Source organism: Mesorhizobium sophorae (assembly GCF_002270415.1).
Lineage (GTDB): Bacteria > Pseudomonadota > Alphaproteobacteria > Rhizobiales > Rhizobiaceae > Mesorhizobium > Mesorhizobium sophorae.
Genome location: NZ_NNRI01000008.1, coordinates 371,031 through 393,955 on the forward strand (window position 1 = coordinate 371,031; position 22,925 = coordinate 393,955).

A 22,925-nucleotide genomic window follows, 5' to 3' on the forward strand; every position below is an offset into this window, starting at 1 on the left:
ATGGCCAAGAGAAGGCCCTATCAGAGGCGTTGTAAAGACACGCGGAATTACCGCTGCGTCAGCTGACGCGAACGCGCCGCCAGGAATATTTTGGTCCCTTGGGCTCCGGCATGGCAGTTGGCTGGTAGTAGAGCCCCAACCCGCCGGTGCGGCCCTCTTCCAGCCGTTTCAACAGCACCGGGTTAGATATCTCGAATTCGTCGAAGCCGAGCCGCAGCATATGCGGCAACTGGTCGACCAGCACCTGGCCCGTTGCGCGCACCGCACCCTCGAAATGATAGCGGCTGCGCAGCAATTCGCCCTTGGAGAAGGAACGGCCATCGCTGAAGGCCGGGAAGGCCAGCGCCACCAGCGACAATTGGTCGAGCAGATCAGCAATCTTCTCGAGCTGGTCGCCAGGCTGTAGCGCGACACCGAGCCGCTCCCTGGCGGATCGGCGCACCTCCGGATTGAGAGCAAGGAACGCCTGTAGCGGCAGGATGAAGCGGCCATTGCCGGACAGCGCGTCCGCGCCTTCGGCATGAGCCCACTCGTCCTCGCGAAAACCCGTCGGGGTCCAGAGGCGGGTCTCCGGTGTCGTCGGTTCAGTCATCAAAAATTCCTAAGTCCAAAAGAATTCCAGGATGCGTGAAATTCAGGTCAGGCCGAGACGAAAATGGTGGCTTCCGAGAACCGGAGCGGAGCGTACTTAAAGTACGTGAGCGCCGGAAGCGCAGGAAGCCGCTATTTGCAGGCCGGCATCACCTGAATATCACATACCCTAGAGCGATGCGTCGGTCAGCGACTTCTCCAGTCCCGACAGGTGAATGCCGCACTCGGTCTTGGCATGACCGGCCCAGCGGCCGCTGCGCGCGTCCTCGCCGGGCTGCACCGGCTGCGTGCAGGGGAAGCAGCCGATCGACAGATAGCCATAGGCGACCAGCGGATTTTCGCGCAGCGCATGCGCGCGCATGTAGTCCGCCTGGTCCGATGTCGTCCAGTGCGCCAGCGGATTGATGCGGATGCGCGGGCCCACCGCCTCGAACACAGGAAGCGTTGCCCGGGTCGAGGCCTGGAAGCGCTTGCGGCCGGTGAACCAGGCGCGGAAAGGTGCAACGCCACGCGCCAGCGGCTCGACCTTGCGCACGTCGCAGCAGGCGTCGGTATTGCTCTGGTGCAGATTGCCCGTCGGGTCGATCCGTTCGAGCGCTGCTTCTTCGGGCTTGATCACCCGGATGTTGGTCAGCCCGAAATCGGCGGCAAGCGCATCGCGATAGCTGAGCGTCTCCTCGAAATGCTTGCCGGTGTCGAGGAAGATGACCGGCAGCGTCCGGTCGATCTTGGAAATCATGTGCAGCAGCACGGCCGAATCCGCGCCGAATGACGACACCGCAGCGATCTCGTCGTTGAACAGTTCGCGGGCCGAGCGTTCGATGATCTCGAGCGGGGTCAGATGACCATAAAGCGCATCGAGCCCCGCCGCTTTCGCGGCTATGCCGTGATCGACGACGTCGACGATCTGGTCAAGCGGCCTTGGCTTCGCCAGCATAGAGCGCCTCCTTGAACGGCGCGGGACCGACTCGGCGGTAGGCGTCGATGAATTTTTCTTGTGGGTTGAGCCGAAGGCCGAGATAGGTCTCGACGATCTGCTCGATGGCGTCGGTGATCTCTTCCGAGCTGAAGCCGCGGCCGATGATCTCGCCGACCGACGTATTCTCGTCGGCCGAGCCGCCCAGCGTCACCTGATAGAGCTCGGAGCCCTTCTTCTCGACACCGAGGATGCCGATATGGCCGACATGGTGATGGCCGCAGGCATTGATGCAGCCGGAAATCTTCAGCTTCAGTTCGCCGATCTCGCGCTGCCGCTCCAGCGAGGCGAAGCGGCGCGAGATTTCCTGCGCGATCGGGATCGAGCGCGCCGTCGCCAGCGCGCAATAGTCGAGGCCCGGGCAAGCGATGATGTCCGATATCAGGTTGGAGTTGGCCGTCGCCAGTCCGATGTCGACCAGTGCGTCATGGACCGCCTTGAGATCGGCGCGCGCCACATGCGGCAGGATCAGGTTCTGCTCATGGCTGACACGAAGCTCGTCGAAGGCGTATTTCTCGGCGATGTCGGCGACTGCTTCCATCTGGCTGTCGGAGGCATCGCCCGGCACCTCGCCGATGCCCTTCAGCGAAATGGTCACCGCCGCATAGTCGGGATGGCGGTGCGTCACCACGTTTTGGTCGAGCCAATCGGAAAAGCTCTTCGAATCGAGGCGCGCCAGCTTAATCGCTGCGTCGCCGTCCGGCCGATCGGTGAGCGCCGGAGGCGCGAAATAGGCCTGGATGGCGCGGATATCGGCATCCGGCAATTTCAGCTCGGCGTCCTTCAGTTCCTGCCACTCGGCCTCGACCTGGCGGGTGATTTCCTCGACGCCGGTCTCGTGGACAAGGATCTTGATGCGCGCCTTGTACTTGTTGTCGCGGCGGCCATAGAGGTTGTAAACGCGCAGGATCGCCGTGCAGTAGGACAGAAGGTCGGCTTCCGGCAGGAAGTCGCGGATCTTCCTGGCCACCATCGGGGTGCGGCCCTGGCCGCCGCCGATATACACGGCGAAGCCGAGTTCGCCGGCAGCGTTCTTCTTCAGGTGCAGGCCGATGTCATGGGTCTGGATGGCGGCACGGTCGCGCTCGGCACCTGTCACCGCGATCTTGAACTTGCGCGGCAGGAACGAAAATTCCGGATGCACCGACGACCACTGGCGCAGGATTTCGGCATAGGGGCGCGGATCGGCGACCTCGTCGGCGGCGGCACCGGCGAAATGGTCGGCGGTGACATTGCGGATGCAGTTGCCGCTGGTCTGGATGGCATGCATCTCGACACTTGCCAGATCCGCCAGGATCGCCGGAATATCCGACAGCGCCGGCCAGTTGAACTGGATGTTCTGGCGCGTGGTGAAATGGCCGTAGCCCTTGTCATATTTGCGGGCGATGTGGCCGAGCATGCGCAACTGCTTGCCGTTCAGCGTGCCATAGGGCACCGCGATGCGCAGCATGTAGGCGTGCAGCTGAAGATAGACGCCGTTCATCAACCTCAGCGGCCGGAACTGGTCTTCGGTGATTTCGCCGGCAAGGCGGCGCTGGACCTGGTCGCTGAACTCGGCGACGCGGGCCTGGACAAAATCGTGGTCGAACTCATCGTAACGGTACATGCTTCGTCTTTCAGGGCGCGTCCGCCCATGCCTGGTGTCTTGTTAAGCTGCCCGAGTCGCCTGCTTGGCAGCCTGCTTGCCGAGATCGTTGCGGATGGTCGGGCCGGCGGCGCGGATCTTCTCGCGCAACCGCACCGGCTCGACGATGCCGTTAACGACATCGGCGTCGATCAAATTGACGTCGACCACTTCGTTGTCGGCATAGGCCTTGGCGCCGATCGCCTCCAGCCGATCCTCGGCCGCCTTGTCGTGCGCGAGGTCGGCATGGTCTACCGTCTCGGCCCAGCCGCCATCGGCATACCAGACGGCAATGCCATCACTAAGGCGGTTGGCGGTCAGTATCTTCATTGCTGAACTCCCTCAGTGGCAGCTGCGGACACGCCTGCATGCCTGTGAGCCGCAAGCGGCTCGGACCGTTCAAAGTTGGCGCCGGCAACCGCATCGCCGATAATCGTCATGACCGGGCCGGAAAGATCGGCACGCGCTTCCAGCGACGGCAGGTCGGCAAGCGTGCCGTGGAAGCGGCGGCGATTGGCGAGGCTGGCATTCTCGACCACGGCCACCGCCGTGTCGGGCGACAGACCGGCCTCGATCAGCCGCCCGGCAACCTCGGCCGCCACCGAGCGGCCCATATAGACGGCGACGGTCGCCCCCGAAATGGCAAGCTTGGCCCAATCGGGCAGCGAATTGCCCTTGAGGTCGTGGCCGGTCGTGAACACCATCGACGAGGAAACGCCGCGCAAGGTCAGCGGCAATTCGAAATCGGCGGCGGCGGCGAAAGCTGCGGTAACACCCGGAACCACCTCATAGGCGATGCCGGCATCACGCAGTGCTGCCATCTCCTCGCCGGCCCGACCGAACACCAGCGGATCGCCCGACTTCAGCCGCACGACACGCTTGCCTTGGCGCCCAAGCTCGACCAGCAGCGCATTGATCTCGGCCTGGCTCTTGGTGTGGCAGCCCTTGCGTTTGCCGACCGGCAGGCGCTCGGCATCGCGACGTCCCATGGCGACGACCGCTTCCGGCACCAGCGCATCATGGACAATGACATCGGCTTCCATCAGCAGGCGGTGGGCGCGCAAGGTCAAAAGATCCTCGGCGCCCGGACCGGCACCGACGAGCGCGATATGGCCCGACGTAGGCGTGTTTGAAAGCAGAAGGTCGACGGCGGCGTCATGCGCCTGCGACAGCTGGCCGGCATCCACCGCATGGGCAGGCGCGCCGCCGAAAAAGTCGCTCCAGAAGCGGCGACGGGCGTTGCCTTTCGGCAGCAGCTTCTCGGCAGCACCGCGAAACGACGCGGCAAGCGTTGCCAGCGGGCCAAGCGACGGCGACAGCAGCTGGTCGATGCGGCTACGCAGCATCTGGGCAAGCACCGGGCCTGCCCCTTCCGTGCCGATGGCGATGGCGACCGGCGCGCGGTTGACCAGCGCCGGGGTGAAGAAATCACAGAGTTCCGGCCGGTCGACCGCATTGACCGGGATCCCCAGACGGCGCGCGTCCGCGGCCACGCGGCGGTCGAGTTCCTCGTCGCCGCTGGCGGCAAACACCATGACCGCGCCTTCGAGCTGCGACGCGTCGTATGTGGCGGCCACATGGTTCGCGCCAGCCTGAACGATGAAGGCCAACAGATCGGGCTCGGCGTGTTCGGAAATGATGCGCAGGAGCGCGCTCGATTGCCCGATCAGCCGCGCCTTGGCCAGCGCCTCGTCGCCGCCGCCGACGATGGCCGCGGTTTGCCCCTCGACCCGCAGGAAGACGGGGAAGGCATTGAGCTTGGGAACAGTGTGCGGCATGGACGCGAGCGGAATCCTGAACGGGCCTGCAGTTCTACGCGCAGGCGCGAAAAACCAGAAGGAACGCACTCGCGCATCGCTTGTCGGGATGCAATCGCTTTTCTGAAAGCCTGTCGGCCAAGAGAAAAATATTCCTCGTTGGCACATGGAGCGGATTCAAGCTGCTGCCGCAGGCCTGGATTTGCGCCTCTTTTAGCGCCCAACGAAAAATACCGCAAAACAGTTTTTTCTAAATTCTACTAATTTAGTAGATTAAGGCCGCCCGCACCAAAACCCATGCAGGGCAGCAAAATCGCTGCCCTTTTCGATCAGGCGGTGACATGATCTGCGTGAATTCTGACGGCTATTTGTTTTCTGCGCCTCTCGCCGTCGATTTCGCGCGCTTGCGGGTTGCATCGTCGACACCCCTTCCACCATATTGCAAACAGGCGGCGGCTTCGGGCGGCGCACATCCTACATTTCCGGTTTGAAAGGCGCTCCATAGACAATGCCGCATGACACGCCCCTTATCGCCACCATCGTCGCCGGTCTGGGGCTGGCTTTCGTCTTCGGGGCTCTCGCCAACCGCTTCCGCATTCCGCCACTGGTCGGCTATCTCGTAGCCGGCGTGCTGGTCGGGCCGAACACGCCCGGCTTCGTCGCCGATGCCGGCCTTGCCAATGAGCTCGCCGAAATCGGCGTCATCCTGCTGATGTTCGGCGTCGGCCTGCACTTCTCGCTTAAGGATTTGCTGTCGGTGCGCGCCATCGCCGTGCCCGGCGCCATAGTCCAGATCGGCTTTGCCACCGCGCTCGGCGCCGGGCTGTCCTGGATGCTCGGCTGGTCGATGGGCGCGGGCCTGGTTTTCGGCCTGGCGCTTTCGGTCGCCTCGACCGTGGTTCTGCTGCGCGCCTTGCAAGAGCGGCGGATGATCGAGACCGAGCGCGGCCGCATCGCCGTCGGCTGGCTGATCGTCGAGGATCTGGCCATGGTGCTGGCGCTGGTGCTGCTGCCGGCCCTTGCCGGCGTGCTCGGCGGCCAGGAGCAGGCGGACACCCATGTGAGCGGCGTGCTGTCGCTGCCGGCCAGCTACGGCATCTGGGGCGTCGTTGGCATCACGCTGGCCAAGGTCGCCGCCTTCGTCGTCGTCATGCTTGTCGTCGGCCGCCGGGTCATCCCATGGATCCTCCACTATGTCGCCCACACCGGCTCGCGCGAACTGTTCCGGCTCGCCGTGCTGGCCATTGCGCTTGGCGTCGCCTTTGGCGCGGCCAAGCTGTTCGGGGTTTCGCTGGCGCTGGGCGCCTTCTTTGCCGGCATGATCATGAGCGAGTCCGAGCTCAGCCATCGCGCCGCCGAGGAATCGCTGCCGCTGCGCGATGCCTTTTCCGTGCTGTTCTTCGTTTCGGTTGGCATGCTGTTCGATCCGTTCAGCCTGATCAGCAATGGCTGGCCGATCCTGGCGACGCTCGCCATCATCGTCATCGGCAAATCGCTGGCGGCATTCGTCATCGTCATTGCCTTCGGCTATCCGCTGGCCACGGCGCTGATGATTTCGGCAAGCCTGGCCCAGATCGGCGAGTTTTCCTTCATCCTGGCCGAACTCGGCGTCGGGCTGAAGCTATTGCCCGAACAGGGCCGCGACCTGATCCTGGCCGGCGCCATCCTGTCGATCGTCCTCAACCCGCTGATGTTCCTGGCCATCGACTGGATGAAACCATGGCTTGAAGCCCGCGCCGCCAGGACGGCGCCGCCAGTCGAGACAAAGCCGCTCGGTCCGGCGACGGAACCCGGTCAGGTGGCCTCGGTCGCGGCGACGACCAACAGGGAAGATGGGCCGCCGCCCAGGACAACCCTCGCCAACCACGCCATCCTGATCGGCTATGGCCGTGTCGGCAGCCTCGTCGGCGCGGCGCTGAAAGAGGCGGCCCTGCCCTTCCTCGTCATCGAGGATGCCGACAAGACGCTGGCCAGGCTGAAGGCCGACGGCATCGAGACCGTGTCCGGCAATGCGGCGAATGCCGAAGTGTTCGCCGCCGCCAATCCTGAAGGCGCCAGGCGGCTGATCCTGGCCATCCCCAATGCCTTCGAGGCCGGCCAGATCGTGCTGCGGGCGCGGGCCGCCAACCCCGGCATCAACGTCATCGCCCGCGCCCATTCCGACGCCGAGGTCGAGCATCTCAAGGGGCTCGGCGCCGACACGGTCATCATGGGCGAGCGCGAGATCGCCCGCGGCATCGTCGAAGAGGTGCTTGGGCACAAGCCACCAGAGGCCTCTGAACCGTCCGCTGCCTGAGCCGATCCAGAACGATTACGGTTCGCGACTGGCCGATGGCCGGCGACAGATTGCATCTGTCGACCTCGAGCGTCCGCCCTCAATCGAATTGATCACGCAACGAATGCTGAGCCGCCATTCTGCGCAACGCTGCTGAGATACTGTGCAGGCGGCTTGCCCAGCGCCTTCTTGAACATGGTGATGAAGGCCGTGACGGACTCATAGCCGAGATCTGCCGAGACCTGCTGCACGCTTGCGCCAGAGGCCAGTTCCCGTATCGCGACGATCAGATGCAGTTGCTGGCGCCAGCGTCCGAAGCTCAGGCCCGTCTCTCTCACCACCAGGCGAGCCAGGCTGCTCTCGCTGAGAGCGACACGCCTGGCCCATTCGGCCAGATTGCTGCGGTCGGCAGGATTCTCGGCCAAGGCATCGACGATCCGCCTCAAGCGCGGCTCTGACGATATCGGCATATGCAGCTGCTGGACAGGCATGCGCGGCAGCTCGCTCAGCAGAACCGTCGTCAGCACGGCCTTCCGTGAATCGTCGTCCTGCCCGTGATCGGCCAGCTCGACGATCAGTTCGCGCAGCAGCGGCGAGATCGACAGCGTGCAGCACCGGTCCGGCAGATCAGCGGCTCCCGGCTCGATGTACACGAAGAAAATCCGGGCGTTGGCGGTGGCGATGTTGCTGTGCTCCATATCGCCGGGGATCCACACGCCGCAATGCGGCGGCACCATCCACAGGCCGCTGGGGACACGGCAGGTGACGCCGCCACCGAGCGCGAAGACAAGCTGGCCTTTGCGGTGCCAATGGGAGGGGACCTCAGCCCTGGTCTCGGTGACGTCGACGCGCACGGCAATCATCGGCTCGGAAAGCGCATCCACATCGAAATCGAGCCAGGGGTAGCGGAGGGGCTGTCTCATGATTGACTGTTTTTAGCGATCAATTGCTTTGATATCTAAATTATTCGAAGGGGAAAGTCGATAGGTTTCGGCTTGTGAATGAGCCCGCCTGGGCGCGGGTACAGGTTCTTCAAACGGCCGCGTCTGCCAACCGGCAAGACCAAGGCATAGGCAGCCGCCCCCGAAAGGCTATGCGTCCACCACGCAGCAATGAGGTATGAACTATGCTCGCCTTGGTCATCTCTCCAGATAGCGCCACCCGGCTGAAGCTCTTAGAGCTCGACGAGCCTCAACCGGCCTCTAACGAGGCGCTTGTCTCGGTCCACGCAACTTCGTTGAACCGGGGTGAACTGCGCCTGCTCGCCATACGTTCAGCCGGCTGGATACCCGGCCAGGATATCGTCGGGGTTGTCGAATGCTCGGCAGCCGATGGCTCCGGGCCAGCCGCGGGCGCCCGGGTTGCGGCTTTGGTCGACCAGGCCGGTTGGGCCGAACGTGTCGCCGTTTCAACCGACCGTCTCGCCGTCCTGCCGGACGAGGTCAGCTTCGCCTCCGCCGCCACGCTTCCGGTCGCGGGCACAACGGCGCTCAGGACCCTGCGCCATGGCGGTGACCTGGCGGGCCAGCAGGTCCTGATCACCGGCGCAAGCGGTGCGGTCGGTCGTTTCCAGGTCCAGATCGCCCGCGAACAGGGCGCGTTCGTGACCGCGGTCGCAGCCTCCCGGCACGACGAGGATCTCCGCAACCTTGGAGCCGGGCAGGTGGTCGAGTCGATCGAGCGGGCTGAAGGGCTGTTTTCGCTGATCACCGAATCAGTCGGCGGCGAGAGCCTCGCACACGCGATCGAACGCGTCGCACCCGGCGGGACCATCGTCATGTTCGGCTCCAGCAGCGGCGAACTCACGCCCATTGGATTTCGCCAGTTCGTTCCGGGTCACGAGGGGGCGAGGCTTCAGACTTTCGCCTACTACACTTCCGGCTCAGGCATTGGCGCGGATATCGCCTCGCTGCTCACCATGGTCGCGGCGGGTCGGCTCGAAACGCGCGTGGTCTTGACCATGCCGTGGACAGACGTCGCCCAAGCCCTCGACGCACTGCGACAGCGCAGCATCAGCGGCAAGGCTGTTCTCACCATAACCGGATGAGTTGGAGCAATTCCAGGAAAAGTGTGAAGCGGTTTTCCGTCCGGAATGGCGTCAAAACAAAGAAATCGACCCACTCACACGTGCTGGCCGCCATTGATGTGGATTTCCGAGCCGGTCACGTAGGACGCCTGCTGCGAGCACAGGAAGAAGATGATGTCGGCGACTTCCGCCGTGGTGCCAAGGCGCCTGAGCGGGATCGTCTCGACGATCTTGTCCGTGCCCGGCGACAGGATCGCGGTGTCGATCTCGCCCGGCGCAATGGCGTTGACACGAATGCCGTGCGGGCCGAAATCATGCGCCATCTCGCGCGTCAGCGAGCCGAGTGCCGCCTTCGATGTCGCATAGGCGGTGCCGGCGAACGGATGCACGCGCGTGCCGGCGATCGAAGTGACGTTGACGATCGAGCCCTTGGCCGCTGCCAATTCCTTGAACAGGCCGCGCGCCAGCATGATCGGCGCGAAGAAATTGACCTGGAACACGTCGCGCCAGACATGCATTGGCGTGTCGATCGAGTCCATCCGGCTGTTGCCGTCCTTAAGCTTCGGCGAAATGCCGGCATTGTTGACCAGCGCGTGCAGCTGGCCGCCATGCGACTCCAGCCGGTGGCGGATTTCCGACACCGCGATGCCGACATCTTCCTGGTCGGCGAGATCGACTTTGATGTGGTCTTCCGGCCCGGCCGGCCACGGGCAATCCTCGGCAAAGGCCTGCCTCGAACAGGTGATGACGCGCCAGCCCTCGCGCGAAAAGCGCTTGACCGTGGCGTGACCGATGCCGCGGCTGGCGCCGGTCAGCACGATGGTTTTTCGGGTGTCGAGTTCAGCCATTTTGGGTCTCCAGTCGGCAGATGTAGCCGAATGCCGCCGACGTAGCGAGAGGCCGAAATGTCACCATTCGACCGGACATGAGACCCGGAAGCCGACAGGCCAGCGTCCTTCTCGCTAGTAGCAGGTCGGGCAATCAAAAAGCAGGGCGAGATTAAGAAGAAAAGTTGCCGGTGCCAAAAACCAGAGAACACATTGGAAGCCGACGTGTGATCTCCGCATCGGGAGCCCACAGACCCAGGCAATGCCATAAGGTACCAGACACCCAATAATGACCGCTCCGATGATCGCGCCTATTCTTTCGTGGAACAGATACGCTGGATCAGAAAAACGCAGGTTCGGCAAATGCCTGAACACCACAACGCACGCTGGCATCGACAACAGCAAGAGCCATTGCCGCCAGCTCAAATGGTTGAATTTCTTCCTTTTGATGTCGTCCATTCCAGCCTCGTCCATCGGTAGCGACAGCCGTCCGGCCTCCGGAGCAGCTCAGCCCCCACCGAGGATGTCGAGGATCGAGGTCTGCTTCTTCTTCAGCGGACCGCCGACATTGCCGGGCGGCACCGGATGCTTGATCGATGCGGTGGCGCCCTCGTCCTCCGGCATGGCAAGGCCATCGGCATCGACGGTCTGGGCGGGACGCACGGCGCCGACCGGCGCTGGCGGCGGCGCGACCGGCGCAGCAGTCTGCGCGGCCGGCGCCTGCTGGCCAACGGACGCAGGCGGAACCGGCGCCGGCCGGCTGTTGTTTGCCGAGGGTATCTCGTCGGGCACGATGGTGTCTGCCGGTGTGGACTTCCAGGTGCCGGGCAGCGGCCGCACCGGCACGCCCTCATGCGCGGCGACCATGAACTCGTGCCAGGCCTGTGCCGGCAGCGCGCCACCGGTGACCTTTTTCATCGGGCTGCCGTCGTCATTGCCGAACCAGACGCCGGTGGTGAGATTAGCGGTGTAGCCGACGAACCAGGCGTCACGCGAATTCTGGCTGGTGCCGGTCTTGCCGGCAGACGGCCAGGCGAAAGCCGCCTTCCTGGCGGTGCCGGTCTCGACCGTCCCCGTCATCATCGAGTTCATCATGCCGACGATCTCGGGCTTGACGACGCGTGGCGCACTGCCGCCGCCGCTGTCGTAGAGCACCTTGCCGTCGGTGGTCGTCACGCGGCGGATGAAATGGATGTCCGGCTTGTAGCCGCCATTGGCGAACGGCACGTAGGCCGATGTCAGTTCCAACGGCGTCACCTCCGAGGTGCCGAGCGCGATCGAGGTGTTGGACTGCAGCTCGGACTGGATACCCATGCGGTGCGCCGCCTCGACGACGGCGTTCGGCCCGACCTCCATGGTCAGTTGGGCAGCGACCGAATTCAGCGATTTTGCCAGCGCGGTGGCCAGCGTCACCTTGCCGAAATACTTGCCGCCGTAATTGTCGGGCGTCCAGTTGCCGATCTTGATCGGTGCATCGTTGCGCACGCTGTCGGGCGTGCGGCCGGCCTCGAGGGCGGCCATATAGACGAATGGCTTGAACGCCGAGCCCGGCTGGCGGCGTGCTTCCGAGGCGCGATCGAACTGGCTGGTGGAATAGTCGTAGCCACCGACCATGGCGCGCACGGCGCCGGAATCGTCAATCGACACCAGGGCGCCCTGGGTGACGTTCAGCTTCTTGCCGCTGTCGTCGATCAACTTGCGGATCGACTGTTCGGCGAGTTTCTGCAGCGTCAGGTCGACGGTGCTGTCGACGATGATGTCACCGCGCACGTCGCCGATCAGGTCAGGCAGTTCTTCCATGATGGTGTCGGCCACGTAATTTTCCGAGCCGGTCCAGTAGGACGGCGCGCGCGTCGCCGGCGCGCTCATCGCGGAAGTCAGCTCCTTGGCGCTGATCTTGCCCTCGTCGCGCATGGCGGCAAGCACGAGCTGCGAGCGTTCCTCGGCCGCCTTCGGATCGCGCGCCGGCGACAGCCGCGACGGCGCCTTCAACAGGCCGGCAAGCAATGCGGCTTCCGACAGGGTGACGTCGCGCGCGCTCTTGCCGAAATAGCGGCGCGAGGCCGCCTCGACACCATAGGCGCCGGAGCCGAAATAGACCCGGTTGAGGTACATTTCGAGGATCTGGTCCTTGGTGTGCTTGTGCTCGAGCCACAGCGCCAGCAGCACTTCCTGCACCTTGCGCTCCAGCGTGCGGTCTGGCGTCAGGAACAGGTTCTTGGCCAATTGCTGGGTCAGCGTCGAACCGCCTTGCGAGAAATGCCCGCCAAGCAAATTGGTCACCATCGCGCGCGACAGGCCGATCGGGTCGATGCCGAAATGCGAGTAGAAGCGGCGGTCCTCGATGGCGATGACGGCCTCGGGGATGTAGGGCGACATTTCGTGCAGACCGACGGCCTCGCCGCCACTCATGCCGCGATTGGCCAGCAGTTGGTTGTCGACTGAGACGATCTTGATGTTGGGGGCGCGGTCGGGGATCGACCAGGTTGTCGCCGCCGGCATCTTGGCGCCGTAGTAGATGACGATGCCAGCCGCCGCGATGCCGCCCCAGATGGCGAGCACGAAGCACCAATAGAACAGCCGGCCGAGCACGCCGAACAGGCCGCGCCGGCTCCTGCCGCGCCCGCCGCGCGACGATTTTCCCTTGGCCGGCTTGCGTTTTGCGGAGGCTTTGCGGTTGCTCGGCACGACGCGATCCTCCTCGTTCACCGAAAGACCCGCCGAGGATTTCGCCTGCGGCGGTACCTCGAAACTGGGTTCGATGCGACTGTCTCTGCGGTTCGCCATGCGCTGTGCTTGATATCCCGATGCCTATGGCGTTCGGGTTGAAGAGTAGATGCGGCGGTTTAAAGGCGGGTTAAGTCGGGAAAAATCGATGCAATGTGGATTCAATTGCTTGCGGATCGGCTCGACCTGTACGTCAGCGCCGCCCTCTTGCACAACAAGGCGACGGCGGTCGGCGTCGGTCCGATGCCATCAATTCTGCTGGATCGAGATGCCCTTGTCGTCGATCTTGAGCTCGACGCCCTTCGGTTTGGTCTGCTCGCGATAGACATAGATGCCGAGCGCGATGACCACGACGACGAGCGCGCCAATGACGAGATAGAGCGCATTCTGCTTCATGGCGCGCTCTTTCGGTTGTCGGGCGTCAAGCTCGTTTCAGAACCTTGACCAGCACCAAAAGGATGATGGCGCCGATCGTGGCGTGGATGATCGCCGCGAGAACGCCGCCGCCGATGGAGAAGCCGATCAGCGGGAACAGCCAGCCGGCGATGAAAGCGCCGACGATGCCGACGATGATGTTGCCGATCAGGCCGAAGCCGAAGCCGGACACGATGAGACCGGCGAGCCAGCCGGCGATGGCACCAATGATGATGAAGACGAGCAGGCTTTCGACACCCATGACGATTTCCTCCGAGCAAGAGGGCGAGCGCGGAGCGGAAAGCTCCGAATCGGCCTCGATATCAACGATTTCAGGCTATTCGAAAGCAGCCAGCCTCGCCAGCGGCGCGCTCATTGGTCGTCATCGTCGCTTGCGGCAGGCCGCCAGCTGGTCGGCTCGACCTTCTTTTGCGTATGGCTGTCGGTGTAGACCCACCAGCCGTCGTCGCGATATTGCGCAATGGATTCGTTGATGACGCCGTCGCTGTCCTTCCAGGTGACGGAGACCTTTGAACCGTCGGTCGGAGCGGTCGCTATCGGCTTTCTGTCCGCCATGTCATCCCCTTTTGAACCGACCAGGCTGAGCCGACACAACGCGGCGCCCTGCATCTGGTTCCAAACGGGTCGCCGGCAGCAGAGTCTAGCCAAGGCCATCAGCTGTGGGCGAAGATATCCTCTTCGTCCCAGCCCATGAGGTCGAGTTTGGCACGCGTCGGCAGGAAGCGGAAGCAGGCATCGGCCTCCTTGGTGCGCCCGTCCCGCGCCAGCCGCCCGGCCAGCACATCGCGCAAACGGTGCAAATAGAGCACATCGGAAGCGGCGTATTCGAGCTGTTCGGGCGACAGCGTCTCGGCCGCCCAGTCCGACGATTGCTGTGCCTTAGACAGGCCGACGCCGAGAAGCTCGAAGCAGATGTCCTTCAACCCGTGCCGGTCGGTGTAGGTGCGGGTCAGCCGCGAGGCGATCTTGGTGCAGAACACCGGCTCGGGCATCACCCCGAACGCATTGTAAAGCACGGCAAGGTCGAAGCGCCCGTAGTGGAACAGCTTGGTCACGCCACGATTTCTCAGCAGGCTGACAAGGTTAGGCGCCTTCTTCTGGCCGGGCGCGATCTGGATCACGTCGGCTGTGCCGTCGCCCGGCGAAATCTGCACCACGCACAGCCGGTCGCGATGCGGGTTGAGCCCCAGCGTCTCGGTGTCGATGGCCACCGCCCCGACATTGTAGTGCGAAAGGTCGGGCAGGTCATTTTTGTGGAAACGGATGTCGGCCATTGTCTTCTCCGGTCGAGCCCGCGGCATCCCTTGAAGCGCAAGGGGTGCCGCAGCGCTTTTATCTCGTGGCCCGTCCTCGCCGCGATCCGCTGAAAAATCAACAGGAAAACTAGGGTCCCGCCGACTCAGCGCGTCAACGCCTCCAGAATCCGCGCCCACGAACGCTGGCCCTTGTGGAAGGAGCTCAGCTCGTATTTCTCGTTGGGCGAGTGGATGCGGTCGTCGTCGAGGCCGAAGCCGACCAGCAGCGATTCCATGCCGAGATAGGTCTGGAAGTCGCCAACGACGGGAATCGAGCCGCCGCCGCCCGTCGTCACCGCCGGCTTCGGCCATTCGTCGGATAGCGCGTTCTTGGCCTTGGCCAGGAACGGCGAGTCATAGGAAAGCTGGATTGCCGGCGAGCCGCCATGCGGGTGGAATTCGACCGAACAGTCGGCCGGAATGCGCTCCCTGACGAACTTCTGGAACGCAGCGCGGATCTTGGCCGGGTCCTGCTTGTGGACGAGGCGGAACGAGACCTTTGCCGAGGCTTCCGCCGCGATCACCGTCTTGAAGCCCTTGCCGGTGTAGCCGCCGATGATGCCGTTGAACTCGGCCGTCGGCCGCGCCCACGTCAGTTCCAGCACTGAGCGGCCCTTCTCACCCGACGGGATCGACAGGCCGACGGGTCCGAGGAACATCTCGGCCGTCTCGCCAAGCGTCTCCCATGATTTCAGGATCTGCGACGGCGTTTCCTCGACGCCGTCATAGAAGCCTGGAATGGTGATGTGGCCGTCCTTGTCGTGGATATCAGCCAAAACCTTGGCCAGGATGCGGATCGGGTTGGCGGCGGCACCGCCATAGAGGCCGGAATGCAAGTCGCGATCGGCGGCCTTCACCGTGATCTCCTCACCGACCATTCCACGCAGCCCGACGCAGATCGACGGCGTGTCGCGGTCCCACATGCTGGTATCGCAGACCAGCGCGAAATCGGCCTTCAGCTCGTCGGCATTGGCTTCGAGGAACGGTTTCAGCGACGGTGAGCCGGATTCCTCCTCGCCCTCGAACAGGATGGTGATGCGGCACGGCAAATTGCCATGCACCTGCTTCCAGGCCCGGCAAGCCTCGACGAAGGTCATCAACTGGCCCTTGTCGTCGGCCGAACCACGCCCGGTGATCACCTTGCGGCCGGGCTCGATTTCCTTGACCGCGGGCGAAAACGGATCGCTTTCCCACAATTCGATCGGATCGACCGGCTGCACGTCGTAGTGGCCGTAGAACAGCACATGCGGCGAGCCGGCTGGTCCATCATGATGCGCAACGACCATCGGGTATCCTGGCGTGTCGCGCACGCTGGCGTCGAAACCGATCAGCTTGAGGTCTGCCACCAGCCATTCCGCCGCCTTGCGGCAGTCGGCGCCATAGGCCGGATCGGTGGAGATCGACTTGATCCTGAGCAGGCCGAACAGGCGCTCAAGGCTCTGGTCGAGATTCTTGTCGAGGCGATCGAGAACGGGGGAAACTGTGGACATTTGTGAAGCCTTTCGATTCAGTGCCGGGACCGTAAAGGCAGACTGGGCGAACGAAAAGCCCGGGACGATTGGACCAAGGCGCGCAATGCCTCTCGAACGACAAAAAAAGACCGCCGTGGTGGAGGGGGAACCACGGCGGCCTTCTACTCGAAACGATGCGGCAGCCCGGAGAGGGGGATAGGCTGCCGCAGGTGTCCGGGATAGGCGGGGGACGGGCCTTGCTCCGGACTTCGGCGAAAACTGCCGATGACGTTTATTTGGGTCTTTGAACGTGGCGATTCAAGGGCATGAAAATTACACTTTTGTAACATGGGCGTGAGCAGGCCGGCCGCTGCCATTCTGTCAGGGTGTTGCCGGAACCGGTGGGTGTCGGCGCCTTTGGCATGGACCGCAGCATCGAGCCGCGCTATCCCTGCCGACATGAAAAAAGGCGATCATCTCTTCCTTATCGACGGCTCCGGTTACATCTTCCGTGCCTATCATGCACTGCCACCGCTGACCCGCAAATCCGACGGCCTGCCGGTCGGCGCCGTTTCCGGCTTCTGCAACATGCTGTGGAAGCTGATGCTGGATGCCCGCAACACGGATGTAGGCATTGTGCCGACGCATTTCGCCGTTATTTTCGATTACTCCTCGAAAACCTTCCGCAACGATCTCTACCCCGAATACAAGGCCAACCGCTCGGCGCCGCCCGAAGACCTGATCCCGCAATTCGGTCTGATCCGCCAGGCGACCAGGGCGTTCAACCTGCCTTGCATCGAAATCGAAGGCTACGAGGCCGACGACCTGATCGCCACTTATGCCAGGCTGGCCCGCGAAGCGGGCGGCGACACCACCATCATCTCCTCCGACAAGGACCTGATGCAGTTGGTCGGCGACACGGTCGGCATGTACGACCCGATGAAGGACCGCCAGATTGGCATTCCGGAAGTCATCGAGAAATGGGGTGTGCCGCCGGAAAAGATGGTCGACCTGCAAGCGCTGACCGGAGATTCCGTCGACAATGTGCCCGGCGTGCCCGGCATCGGGCCGAAGACGGCGGCGCAACTGCTGGAGCAGTTTGGCGACCTCGACGGGCTGCTGGCCCGCGCCGGCGAGATCAAGCAGGACAAAAGGCGCGAATCGATCATCGCCAACGCCGACAAGGCGCGCATTTCACGCCAGTTGGTGACGCTGAAGGCCGACGTTCCTGTGGCAGAGGGTCTGGACGATTTCATCCTGCACGCGCCGGACGGACCGAAGCTGATCGGCTTCCTCAAGACCATGGAATTCACCTCGCTGACCCGCCGCGTGGCGGAAGCAACCGGCACCGAGGCCGGCGACGTCCAGGCCGTCGCGGTGACCGTCGAGCGTGCCGACGCCGCGCATGGCCCCGATGTCGGCGCGGGAACTTCCAACGTCCGACCTGCCAAGACCGGCGAAGACGGCGCGGCAAACCAGGCCCCGGGCGCCGACAAACCCATCAGCGGCGACACCCCTTCCCTGCTCGCCGCACTGCGGTTGGAGAGCGCCGCCACCCGCAAGATCGATACGTCAGCCTATCATTGCATCCGCGATGTCGCGACCTTGAAAGCCTGGGTCGCCGAGGCAACCGAGACCGGCCTTGCCGCTTTCGATGTGAGGGCGACGTCGGCCGATCCGATGCAGGCCGAGTTGATCGGCATGTCCATTGCCACGGCGCCCGGCCGCGCCGCCTACATTCCTTTTGCCCACAAGAGCGGTAACGGTGATCTGCTCGGGGGCGGCGCGGTCGAAAACCAGATCCAGCTTCGCGAGGCGCTGGCCGTGCTGAAACCGCTGCTGGAGGACCGGTCGGTTCTCAAGATCGCACAGAACCTGAAATACGATCTGGTCATCATGAGCCGCTACGGCATCGATGTCGCGCCTTTTGACGACACCATGCTGATCTCCTATGTGCTCGATGCCGGCACCCCTCATGGTCACGGCTTGGACTCGCTTGCCGAGAAATGGCTTGGCCACACCCCTCTCCAGCTCAAGGAGGTTACCGGCTCGGGCAAAAGCTCCGTCGGTTTCGATCAGGTCGACATCGACAGGGCGACGGCTCATGCCGCCGAGGACGCCGATATGACGATGCGGCTCTGGCTGGTGCTGAAGCCGCGGCTTGCCGCCAAGGGCCTGGTGTCGGTTTATGAACGGCTGGAGCGGCCGCTGGTGCCGGTGCTGGCGCGCATGGAACAGCGCGGCATCTCCGTCGACCGGCAGATCCTGTCGCGGCTCTCGGGCGAACTGGCGCAGGGCGCCGCTCGCCTCGAAGAGGAAATCTATCAGCTCATCGGCGAGCGCATCAACATCGGCTCGCCAAAACAGCTTGGAGACATCCTGTTCGGCCGCATGGGTCTGCCCGGGGGTTCGAAAACCAAGACCGGGCAATGGTCGACCTCGGCGCAGCTTCTCGAAGACCTCGCCGCCGAAGGCCATGAACTGCCGCGCAAGATCGTCGACTGGCGCCAGCTGACCAAGCTGAAATCGACCTACACCGATGCGCTGCCCGGCTTCATCCATCCGGACACCAAGCGCGTCCACACTTCCTACGCACTGGCGGCGACGACGACTGGCCGGCTGTCGTCATCCGATCCGAACCTGCAGAACATCCCGGTGCGCACCGCTGAAGGCCGCAAGATCAGGACCGCTTTCATCGCCGACAAGGGCAATCGGCTGGTTTCGGCCGACTATAGCCAGATCGAATTGCGGGTGCTCGCCCATGTCGCCGAAATCCCGCAATTGCGACAGGCCTTCGCCGACGGCGCCGACATCCACGCCATCACCGCATCGGAAATGTTCAATGTGCCGGTAGAAGGAATGCCTTCGGAAGTCCGCCGTCGCGCCAAGGCGATCAATTTCGGCATCATCTATGGCATTTCCGCCTTCGGCCTCGCCAACCAGCTGTCGATCCCGCGCGAAGAAGCAAGCAACTACATCAAGAAGTATTTCGAGCGCTTCCCCGGTATCCGCGACTACATCGAGGAGACCAAGGCCTACGCCCGCGAGCACGGCTTCGTCGAAACGATCTTCGGCCGCCGCATCCACTATCCTGACATCCGATCCTCCAATCCCTCGGTCCGCGCGTTCAACGAGCGCGCCTCGATCAACGCCCGCCTGCAAGGCACCGCCGCCGACATCATCCGCCGCGCCATGGTGCGCATGGACGAGGCGCTGGAGAAGGCGAAGCTGTCGGCCCGCATGCTGCTGCAGGTGCATGACGAGTTGATCTTCGAGACGGTCGAGGCGGAAGTCGAGGCGACGATCCCCGTCGTGCGTCACATCATGGAGAACGCGGCGATGCCGGCGGTGTCGATGTCGGTGCCGCTGCATGTCGACGCCCGCGCCGCCAACAACTGGGACGAGGCCCATTGAAGTGAGCGAAATGCTGCCGTTCTCAACGGCCACATTCCTCTCATTCGCGCTGGCGTCGATGCTGATCGAACTGACGCCAGGCCCCAACATGACTTACCTGGCACTGGTTTCGGCGAGCCACGGCCGCAGGGCGGGCTTCGCCACCGTGGCGGGCATCGCGTCGGGTCTGGCGGCCATTGGCGGCATCGCCGCCCTGGGCGTCGCCGAAGTGATTCAGGCGTCGCCCTTGCTCTACGAGGGTCTCCGCTGGGCAGGCATTCTGTTCCTGCTTTATCTCGCTTGGGAGGGTTGGACCGCTGGAACCGATGTGGTTTCGAACAAGGGCAATCCGGGTGGGAAGTATTTCTGGCGCGGATTTGTCACCAATCTCCTCAATCCGAAGGCGGCGATCTTCTATGTCGCCGTGCTGCCGACCTTCGTCGAGGCCGGACGGCCGATACTTGCGCAGACTGTCCTGCTTATCCTGACCTATGTGGCCATCGCGACAGCCATCCATGGACTGATAGTCGTGTTAGCGGGAGCGCTGCAGCCATTCCTCAACGATCCACGGCTGGAACGAACCAGCCGACGGCTGCTTTCGGCCTTGCTGGCGCTCGTTGCGTTCTGGTTTGCCTGGTCGACCGCGCGTTAGGCCGCTTCAGCCAAACACTTCGCACATGTCCCGCGAAATTCGATCACCGCCTTCTTGGCGGCGAAGCCTGTCGAGCGCACCCATTCGTCCAGCCGGTGGTCGACATCGTGATCGGACATTTCGGTGACCTGCCCGCATGTGTCGCAGATGGCGAAGGCGGTCATCGAATGGCTGTGGTCATGCGGCTCGGCGCAAGCGACGAAGGAGTTGATGCTTTCGAGCCGATGCACGAAGCCGGACTTCACCAGCGTGTCGAGTGCCCGGTAGACCTGCAGCGGCGCGCGAAAACCGCGCTCACGCAGCTGGTCGAGCAAGGTGTAGGCGCTGAGCGGCCCGCTGGCGGCCTCGAGTTTCTCGAGCACGCACAGCTGGTTCTTCGTCAGCACATCCCTTGCCGCCATGATCCTGTTTCCAACCTGTCCTGCGTCGCTCGCGCATCATTTCCGCGCGCAAACGATCCCTATCCATCCAGATAGCGACGAACAGGCATTTTTGCTACTGTTTACAACATCTCTGCCCCGGAAGGCTGTCGAGAAAGCCTATCGTCGACCGGAACGGGGTAACAGGCGGGTTGCTCTGCGATGCAACATTCAAAATACTGACAAAATCTTCGGCAAGGATTGCCGCGCTTGGGAATTCGATCGGGCTTGGGGAAGCAATCATGATCAAATTGACGCGGCGGACGCTGCTGGTCGGCACGTCCGCGCTGACGATGGCTGGCGCGGTGTCGTTCAGGACCATGGCAGCATCGCGCACTTACCATGCGCTGCTGGTCGCCTGCACCGAATATCCGAACCTGCCGCAGAGGAACTGGCTGATCGGACCGAAGAACGATGCGGGCCTGGTCCACGAGTACCTGTTGAAGAACGTGCCCGACCCGGTGCGGTTCGCGCCCGAGAATGTCACGCTGCTGGCCAAGGACGTCCCAGGCGCAAATGGCTTGCCGACCCATGCCGCGATCAAGGCCGCGCTGGCCGACCTCGCCTCCAAGGTGCAGCGCGACGATTTCGTCTATCTGCACCTGTCCGGTCACGGCGCCCAGCAGCCGGAGAGGGTCAAGGGCGACGAGACCGACGGGCTCGACGAGATTTTCCTGCCCGTCGACATCGACAAATGGATCAACCGTGATGCTGGCGTGCCGAATGCGCTGGTCGACAACGAGATCGGTGCTGCGCTCGACGCCATCCGCAACAAAGGCGCCTTCGTCTGGGTCGTGTTCGATTGCTGCCATTCCGGCACCGCGACCCGCGCTGTCGAAGTCGACGACGAGATGGAGCGCAAGGTCGAGTTCGCCGACCTGGTCGGCGGCAGCGAAGCCGAGCGGGCCGCGGCGATCAAGGCTTGTGACGAGGTGACATCCGCCGCCGGCTCGCGCGGCGTCGACGACAACGGCAAGCGCAAGCCCGCCTTCAACCTGACCCCGACCGGCGGCGAACCGATCACCAAGGGCAAGCTGGTCGCCTTCTATGCCGCGCAGACAGTGGAGACGACGCCGGAGATGCCGCTGCCCAAGGGCACGACCGATGCACCCCGGTTCGGTCTGTTCACCTTCACCATCCTGTCGAAACTGGCCGAGAACCCGAACGTCACCTATCGCCAGCTCGGCCAGGCCGTGCTGCAGCAATATTCGGCCGACAGCCGCACGCGCCCGACACCGCTGTTCGAGGGCGAACTCGATGCCCGCGTGTTCGGCACCGACAAGACGGACGCGGTCATGCAATGGCCTGTTGTCATCAAGGATGGCGACGCGACGATCGGCGCCGGCCTGCTGCATCGCCTCACCCCCGGCAGCAAGCTCGCCATCCTGCCGTCGGCGCTGTCGCAGCTTTCTGACGCTGTCGGCTTTCTCGAGGTGCAGTCAGCCAGGAACCTGGAGAGCCGGGTCAAGCCGGTCGAATTCGACAAAAAGCCGGCGCTGAAGCTCGCCGATATTCCCGCCAACGCCTATGCGCGAGTGGCCGAGATCGCCGTCGACTACAAGCTCGCCGTGGCGCGGCCGGCGGCGACCAAGGGACTGGAAAAGCAAACCGCTCTGGTCAATTCGGTTCTCGACGAATTGGCTACGGCCAAGGAAACCGGCTTCAACATCGAACTGGTCGACCCCGGCAAGAGCGCCGAGCTTCGCTTTGCGGTGATGCGCGAGAATGCCATTGCCGGCGCTGCCAAGGACGCGACCGACAAGCCAGCGCTGTGGTTCCTGCCGGCCTCGGGCGACGTGACCTTGAAGGACGGCAGCAAGCCGCCGCTGATCATCATTCACATGGATGACCGGAAAAAGCTGGTCGAGGCCACGACCAGAAATCTGCGCACCATCTTCCGTGCCACCGGGCTGTCGCGGCTGGCGGCGGCATCCGACTACAAGCCGGAGGACGTCGATGTCCAGTTCCAGGTCAAACGCCGTGACAAGGATGGTCTCGAACCGTTGCAGGCTTCGGTGGTGCCTCGCGTCTCCCCGGGCGACGAAGTGCATGTGTTGGCAAAGAACAGCTCTGATCTGCTGGTCGACATCAACGTGCTCTATGTCGGCAGCGACTATTCGATCACCCACATCGTCGCCGAGCGCCTGGCGCCGCAAGCCTCGCTCGAAGAGGGGCTGCTGGCCTTCACCGACACCAGCTTCGGCATGGAAAGGATGATCGCGGTTTTGACCGAGGCGCCGCCGGAAAGCGAGAAGGAGGATCTGAGCTTCCTGGCGCAGGACGGCGTTGCGTCCATGACGCGCGGGCTAGGCCCTGCCAGCTTCTCCGACATGCTGACCGATATCGGCATGGCGCCGGCAACCCGCTCGGTGATGCGGCTCGCCGACAAGAGCGGCCCGAAGGGCGCGGTGATGATCTTCCCTATGGAAACGGTGCCACGCGCCTGACCGAATGCCGGCACAAGGGCCGGACCGGCT

General features: G+C 63.6%; 20 protein-coding genes. 5 read left to right on the forward strand and 15 right to left on the reverse strand.

Annotated elements, in window-relative coordinates; genetic code table 11:
• Nucleotides 1-58: 58 nt before the first annotated feature.
• The 5 genes from CGZ66_RS14040 to cysG all read right to left on the reverse strand — a co-directional run bounded on the left by CGZ66_RS14040 (nt 59) and on the right by cysG (nt 4,969).
• Nucleotides 59-592: a DUF934 domain-containing protein gene (locus CGZ66_RS14040; RefSeq protein WP_095084730.1), complete on the reverse strand. Its 534-nt coding sequence runs from the start codon at nt 590-592 to the stop codon at nt 59-61.
• A 168-nt stretch (nt 593-760) separates the two neighbouring features.
• Nucleotides 761-1,528: a phosphoadenylyl-sulfate reductase gene (locus CGZ66_RS14045; protein ID WP_095084731.1), complete on the reverse strand. Its 768-nt coding sequence runs from the start codon at nt 1,526-1,528 to the stop codon at nt 761-763.
• Nucleotides 1,503-3,173, reverse strand: coding sequence for a nitrite/sulfite reductase (locus tag CGZ66_RS14050; RefSeq protein WP_095084732.1), 1,671 nt, complete (start codon nt 3,171-3,173; stop codon nt 1,503-1,505). The genes CGZ66_RS14045 and CGZ66_RS14050 overlap by 26 nt, the downstream gene beginning before the upstream one ends.
• A 42-nt stretch (nt 3,174-3,215) precedes the next feature.
• Nucleotides 3,216-3,521: a DUF2849 domain-containing protein gene (locus CGZ66_RS14055; protein WP_095084733.1), complete on the reverse strand. Its 306-nt coding sequence runs from the start codon at nt 3,519-3,521 to the stop codon at nt 3,216-3,218.
• Entirely contained in the window at nt 3,518-4,969 is a 1,452-nt protein-coding gene (gene cysG / locus CGZ66_RS14060) for a siroheme synthase CysG (protein ID WP_095084734.1), read from the reverse strand. Before cysG ends, CGZ66_RS14055 begins: the two co-directional genes overlap by 4 nt.
• A 487-nt stretch (nt 4,970-5,456) precedes the next feature.
• Between cysG and CGZ66_RS14065 the strand changes: the two genes are divergently transcribed.
• Nucleotides 5,457-7,244, forward strand: a complete 1,788-nt coding sequence (locus CGZ66_RS14065; RefSeq protein WP_095084735.1) for a cation:proton antiporter domain-containing protein — start codon at nt 5,457-5,459, stop codon at nt 7,242-7,244.
• A gap of 92 nt (nt 7,245-7,336) precedes the next feature.
• Here CGZ66_RS14065 and CGZ66_RS14070 read toward each other — a convergent pair whose 3' ends face one another.
• Entirely contained in the window at nt 7,337-8,146 is an 810-nt protein-coding gene (locus CGZ66_RS14070; RefSeq protein WP_095084736.1) for an AraC family transcriptional regulator, read from the reverse strand.
• Nucleotides 8,147-8,349: 203 nt separating this feature from the next.
• On the opposite strand from CGZ66_RS14070, the gene CGZ66_RS14075 reads away from it, so the two are divergent.
• Complete coding sequence (locus tag CGZ66_RS14075) at nt 8,350-9,270, forward strand: zinc-binding dehydrogenase (protein ID WP_095084737.1); 921 nt, start codon at nt 8,350-8,352, stop codon at nt 9,268-9,270.
• 74 nt (nt 9,271-9,344) lie between these two features.
• Here CGZ66_RS14075 and CGZ66_RS14080 read toward each other — a convergent pair whose 3' ends face one another.
• From CGZ66_RS14080 to CGZ66_RS14115, 8 genes are all read right to left on the reverse strand, one after another.
• Nucleotides 9,345-10,097 carry an SDR family NAD(P)-dependent oxidoreductase gene (locus tag CGZ66_RS14080; RefSeq protein WP_095084738.1) on the reverse strand — a complete coding sequence of 251 codons (753 nt, stop codon included), beginning with the start codon at nt 10,095-10,097 and terminating at the stop codon, nt 9,345-9,347.
• Nucleotides 10,098-10,211: 114 nt separating this feature from the next.
• Nucleotides 10,212-10,535 (reverse strand): hypothetical protein, encoded by a 324-nt coding sequence (locus tag CGZ66_RS14085; RefSeq protein ID WP_143748736.1) that lies wholly within the window; start codon nt 10,533-10,535, stop codon nt 10,212-10,214.
• 48 nt (nt 10,536-10,583) lie between these two features.
• A complete protein-coding gene (locus CGZ66_RS14090) occupies nt 10,584-12,863 on the reverse strand; it encodes a transglycosylase domain-containing protein (RefSeq protein WP_095084740.1) in 2,280 nt (759 codons plus the stop codon).
• 189 nt (nt 12,864-13,052) lie between these two features.
• Nucleotides 13,053-13,199 carry a hypothetical protein gene (locus tag CGZ66_RS14095; protein WP_095084741.1) on the reverse strand — a complete coding sequence of 49 codons (147 nt, stop codon included), beginning with the start codon at nt 13,197-13,199 and terminating at the stop codon, nt 13,053-13,055.
• A 25-nt stretch (nt 13,200-13,224) separates the two neighbouring features.
• Complete coding sequence (locus tag CGZ66_RS14100; protein WP_095084742.1) at nt 13,225-13,479, reverse strand: GlsB/YeaQ/YmgE family stress response membrane protein; 255 nt, start codon at nt 13,477-13,479, stop codon at nt 13,225-13,227.
• 110 nt (nt 13,480-13,589) lie between these two features.
• The gene (locus CGZ66_RS14105; protein WP_095084999.1) at nt 13,590-13,793 is read right to left on the reverse strand and encodes a hypothetical protein; all 204 of its coding nucleotides are present in this window, start codon (nt 13,791-13,793) and stop codon (nt 13,590-13,592) included.
• Nucleotides 13,794-13,891: 98 nt separating this feature from the next.
• Nucleotides 13,892-14,512: a ribonuclease D gene (locus CGZ66_RS14110; RefSeq protein WP_095084743.1), complete on the reverse strand. Its 621-nt coding sequence runs from the start codon at nt 14,510-14,512 to the stop codon at nt 13,892-13,894.
• A gap of 125 nt (nt 14,513-14,637) precedes the next feature.
• On the reverse strand, nt 14,638-16,023 hold the full coding sequence (locus CGZ66_RS14115; RefSeq protein ID WP_095084744.1) for a M20/M25/M40 family metallo-hydrolase: 1,386 nt from the start codon (nt 16,021-16,023) through the stop codon (nt 14,638-14,640).
• Between the two features lie 420 nt (nt 16,024-16,443).
• On the opposite strand from CGZ66_RS14115, the gene polA reads away from it, so the two are divergent.
• Together polA and CGZ66_RS14125 are read left to right on the forward strand one after the other, a co-directional pair.
• Nucleotides 16,444-19,398 (forward strand): DNA polymerase I, encoded by a 2,955-nt coding sequence (gene polA, locus CGZ66_RS14120; RefSeq protein WP_167392118.1) that lies wholly within the window; start codon nt 16,444-16,446, stop codon nt 19,396-19,398.
• Nucleotides 19,399-19,408: 10 nt separating this feature from the next.
• Entirely contained in the window at nt 19,409-20,029 is a 621-nt protein-coding gene (locus CGZ66_RS14125; protein WP_095085001.1) for a LysE family translocator, read from the forward strand.
• On the opposite strand, the gene CGZ66_RS14130 is transcribed toward CGZ66_RS14125, so the two are convergent.
• The gene (locus tag CGZ66_RS14130; RefSeq protein WP_095084745.1) at nt 20,026-20,430 is read right to left on the reverse strand and encodes a Fur family transcriptional regulator; all 405 of its coding nucleotides are present in this window, start codon (nt 20,428-20,430) and stop codon (nt 20,026-20,028) included. The genes CGZ66_RS14125 and CGZ66_RS14130 overlap by 4 nt on opposite strands.
• A gap of 260 nt (nt 20,431-20,690) precedes the next feature.
• Here CGZ66_RS14130 and CGZ66_RS14135 point away from each other — a divergent pair, with 260 nt between their 5' ends.
• The gene (locus tag CGZ66_RS14135; RefSeq protein ID WP_095084746.1) at nt 20,691-22,895 is read left to right on the forward strand and encodes a caspase family protein; all 2,205 of its coding nucleotides are present in this window, start codon (nt 20,691-20,693) and stop codon (nt 22,893-22,895) included.
• The last annotated feature ends 30 nt before the right edge of the window (nt 22,896-22,925 follow it).

Coding starts and splice junctions, on each gene's coding strand:
- polA (WP_167392118.1), top strand. CDS start 16,444: ATGAAAAAAGGCGATCATCTCTTCCTTATCGACGGCTCCGGTTACATC.
- CGZ66_RS14045 (WP_095084731.1), bottom strand. CDS start 1,528: ATGCTGGCGAAGCCAAGGCCGCTTGACCAGATCGTCGACGTCGTCGAT.
- CGZ66_RS14075 (WP_095084737.1), top strand. CDS start 8,350: ATGCTCGCCTTGGTCATCTCTCCAGATAGCGCCACCCGGCTGAAGCTC.
- CGZ66_RS14085 (WP_143748736.1), bottom strand. CDS start 10,535: ATGGACGACATCAAAAGGAAGAAATTCAACCATTTGAGCTGGCGGCAA.
- CGZ66_RS14040 (WP_095084730.1), bottom strand. CDS start 592: ATGACTGAACCGACGACACCGGAGACCCGCCTCTGGACCCCGACGGGT.
- CGZ66_RS14105 (WP_095084999.1), bottom strand. CDS start 13,793: ATGGCGGACAGAAAGCCGATAGCGACCGCTCCGACCGACGGTTCAAAG.
- CGZ66_RS14095 (WP_095084741.1), bottom strand. CDS start 13,199: ATGAAGCAGAATGCGCTCTATCTCGTCATTGGCGCGCTCGTCGTCGTG.
- CGZ66_RS14065 (WP_095084735.1), top strand. CDS start 5,457: ATGCCGCATGACACGCCCCTTATCGCCACCATCGTCGCCGGTCTGGGG.
- CGZ66_RS14100 (WP_095084742.1), bottom strand. CDS start 13,479: ATGGGTGTCGAAAGCCTGCTCGTCTTCATCATCATTGGTGCCATCGCC.
- CGZ66_RS14050 (WP_095084732.1), bottom strand. CDS start 3,173: ATGTACCGTTACGATGAGTTCGACCACGATTTTGTCCAGGCCCGCGTC.
- CGZ66_RS14070 (WP_095084736.1), bottom strand. CDS start 8,146: ATGAGACAGCCCCTCCGCTACCCCTGGCTCGATTTCGATGTGGATGCG.
- CGZ66_RS14110 (WP_095084743.1), bottom strand. CDS start 14,512: ATGGCCGACATCCGTTTCCACAAAAATGACCTGCCCGACCTTTCGCAC.
- CGZ66_RS14055 (WP_095084733.1), bottom strand. CDS start 3,521: ATGAAGATACTGACCGCCAACCGCCTTAGTGATGGCATTGCCGTCTGG.
- CGZ66_RS14080 (WP_095084738.1), bottom strand. CDS start 10,097: ATGGCTGAACTCGACACCCGAAAAACCATCGTGCTGACCGGCGCCAGC.
- CGZ66_RS14090 (WP_095084740.1), bottom strand. CDS start 12,863: ATGGCGAACCGCAGAGACAGTCGCATCGAACCCAGTTTCGAGGTACCG.
- CGZ66_RS14115 (WP_095084744.1), bottom strand. CDS start 16,023: ATGTCCACAGTTTCCCCCGTTCTCGATCGCCTCGACAAGAATCTCGAC.
- cysG (WP_095084734.1), bottom strand. CDS start 4,969: ATGCCGCACACTGTTCCCAAGCTCAATGCCTTCCCCGTCTTCCTGCGG.
- CGZ66_RS14135 (WP_095084746.1), top strand. CDS start 20,691: ATGATCAAATTGACGCGGCGGACGCTGCTGGTCGGCACGTCCGCGCTG.
- CGZ66_RS14125 (WP_095085001.1), top strand. CDS start 19,409: ATGCTGCCGTTCTCAACGGCCACATTCCTCTCATTCGCGCTGGCGTCG.
- CGZ66_RS14130 (WP_095084745.1), bottom strand. CDS start 20,430: ATGGCGGCAAGGGATGTGCTGACGAAGAACCAGCTGTGCGTGCTCGAG.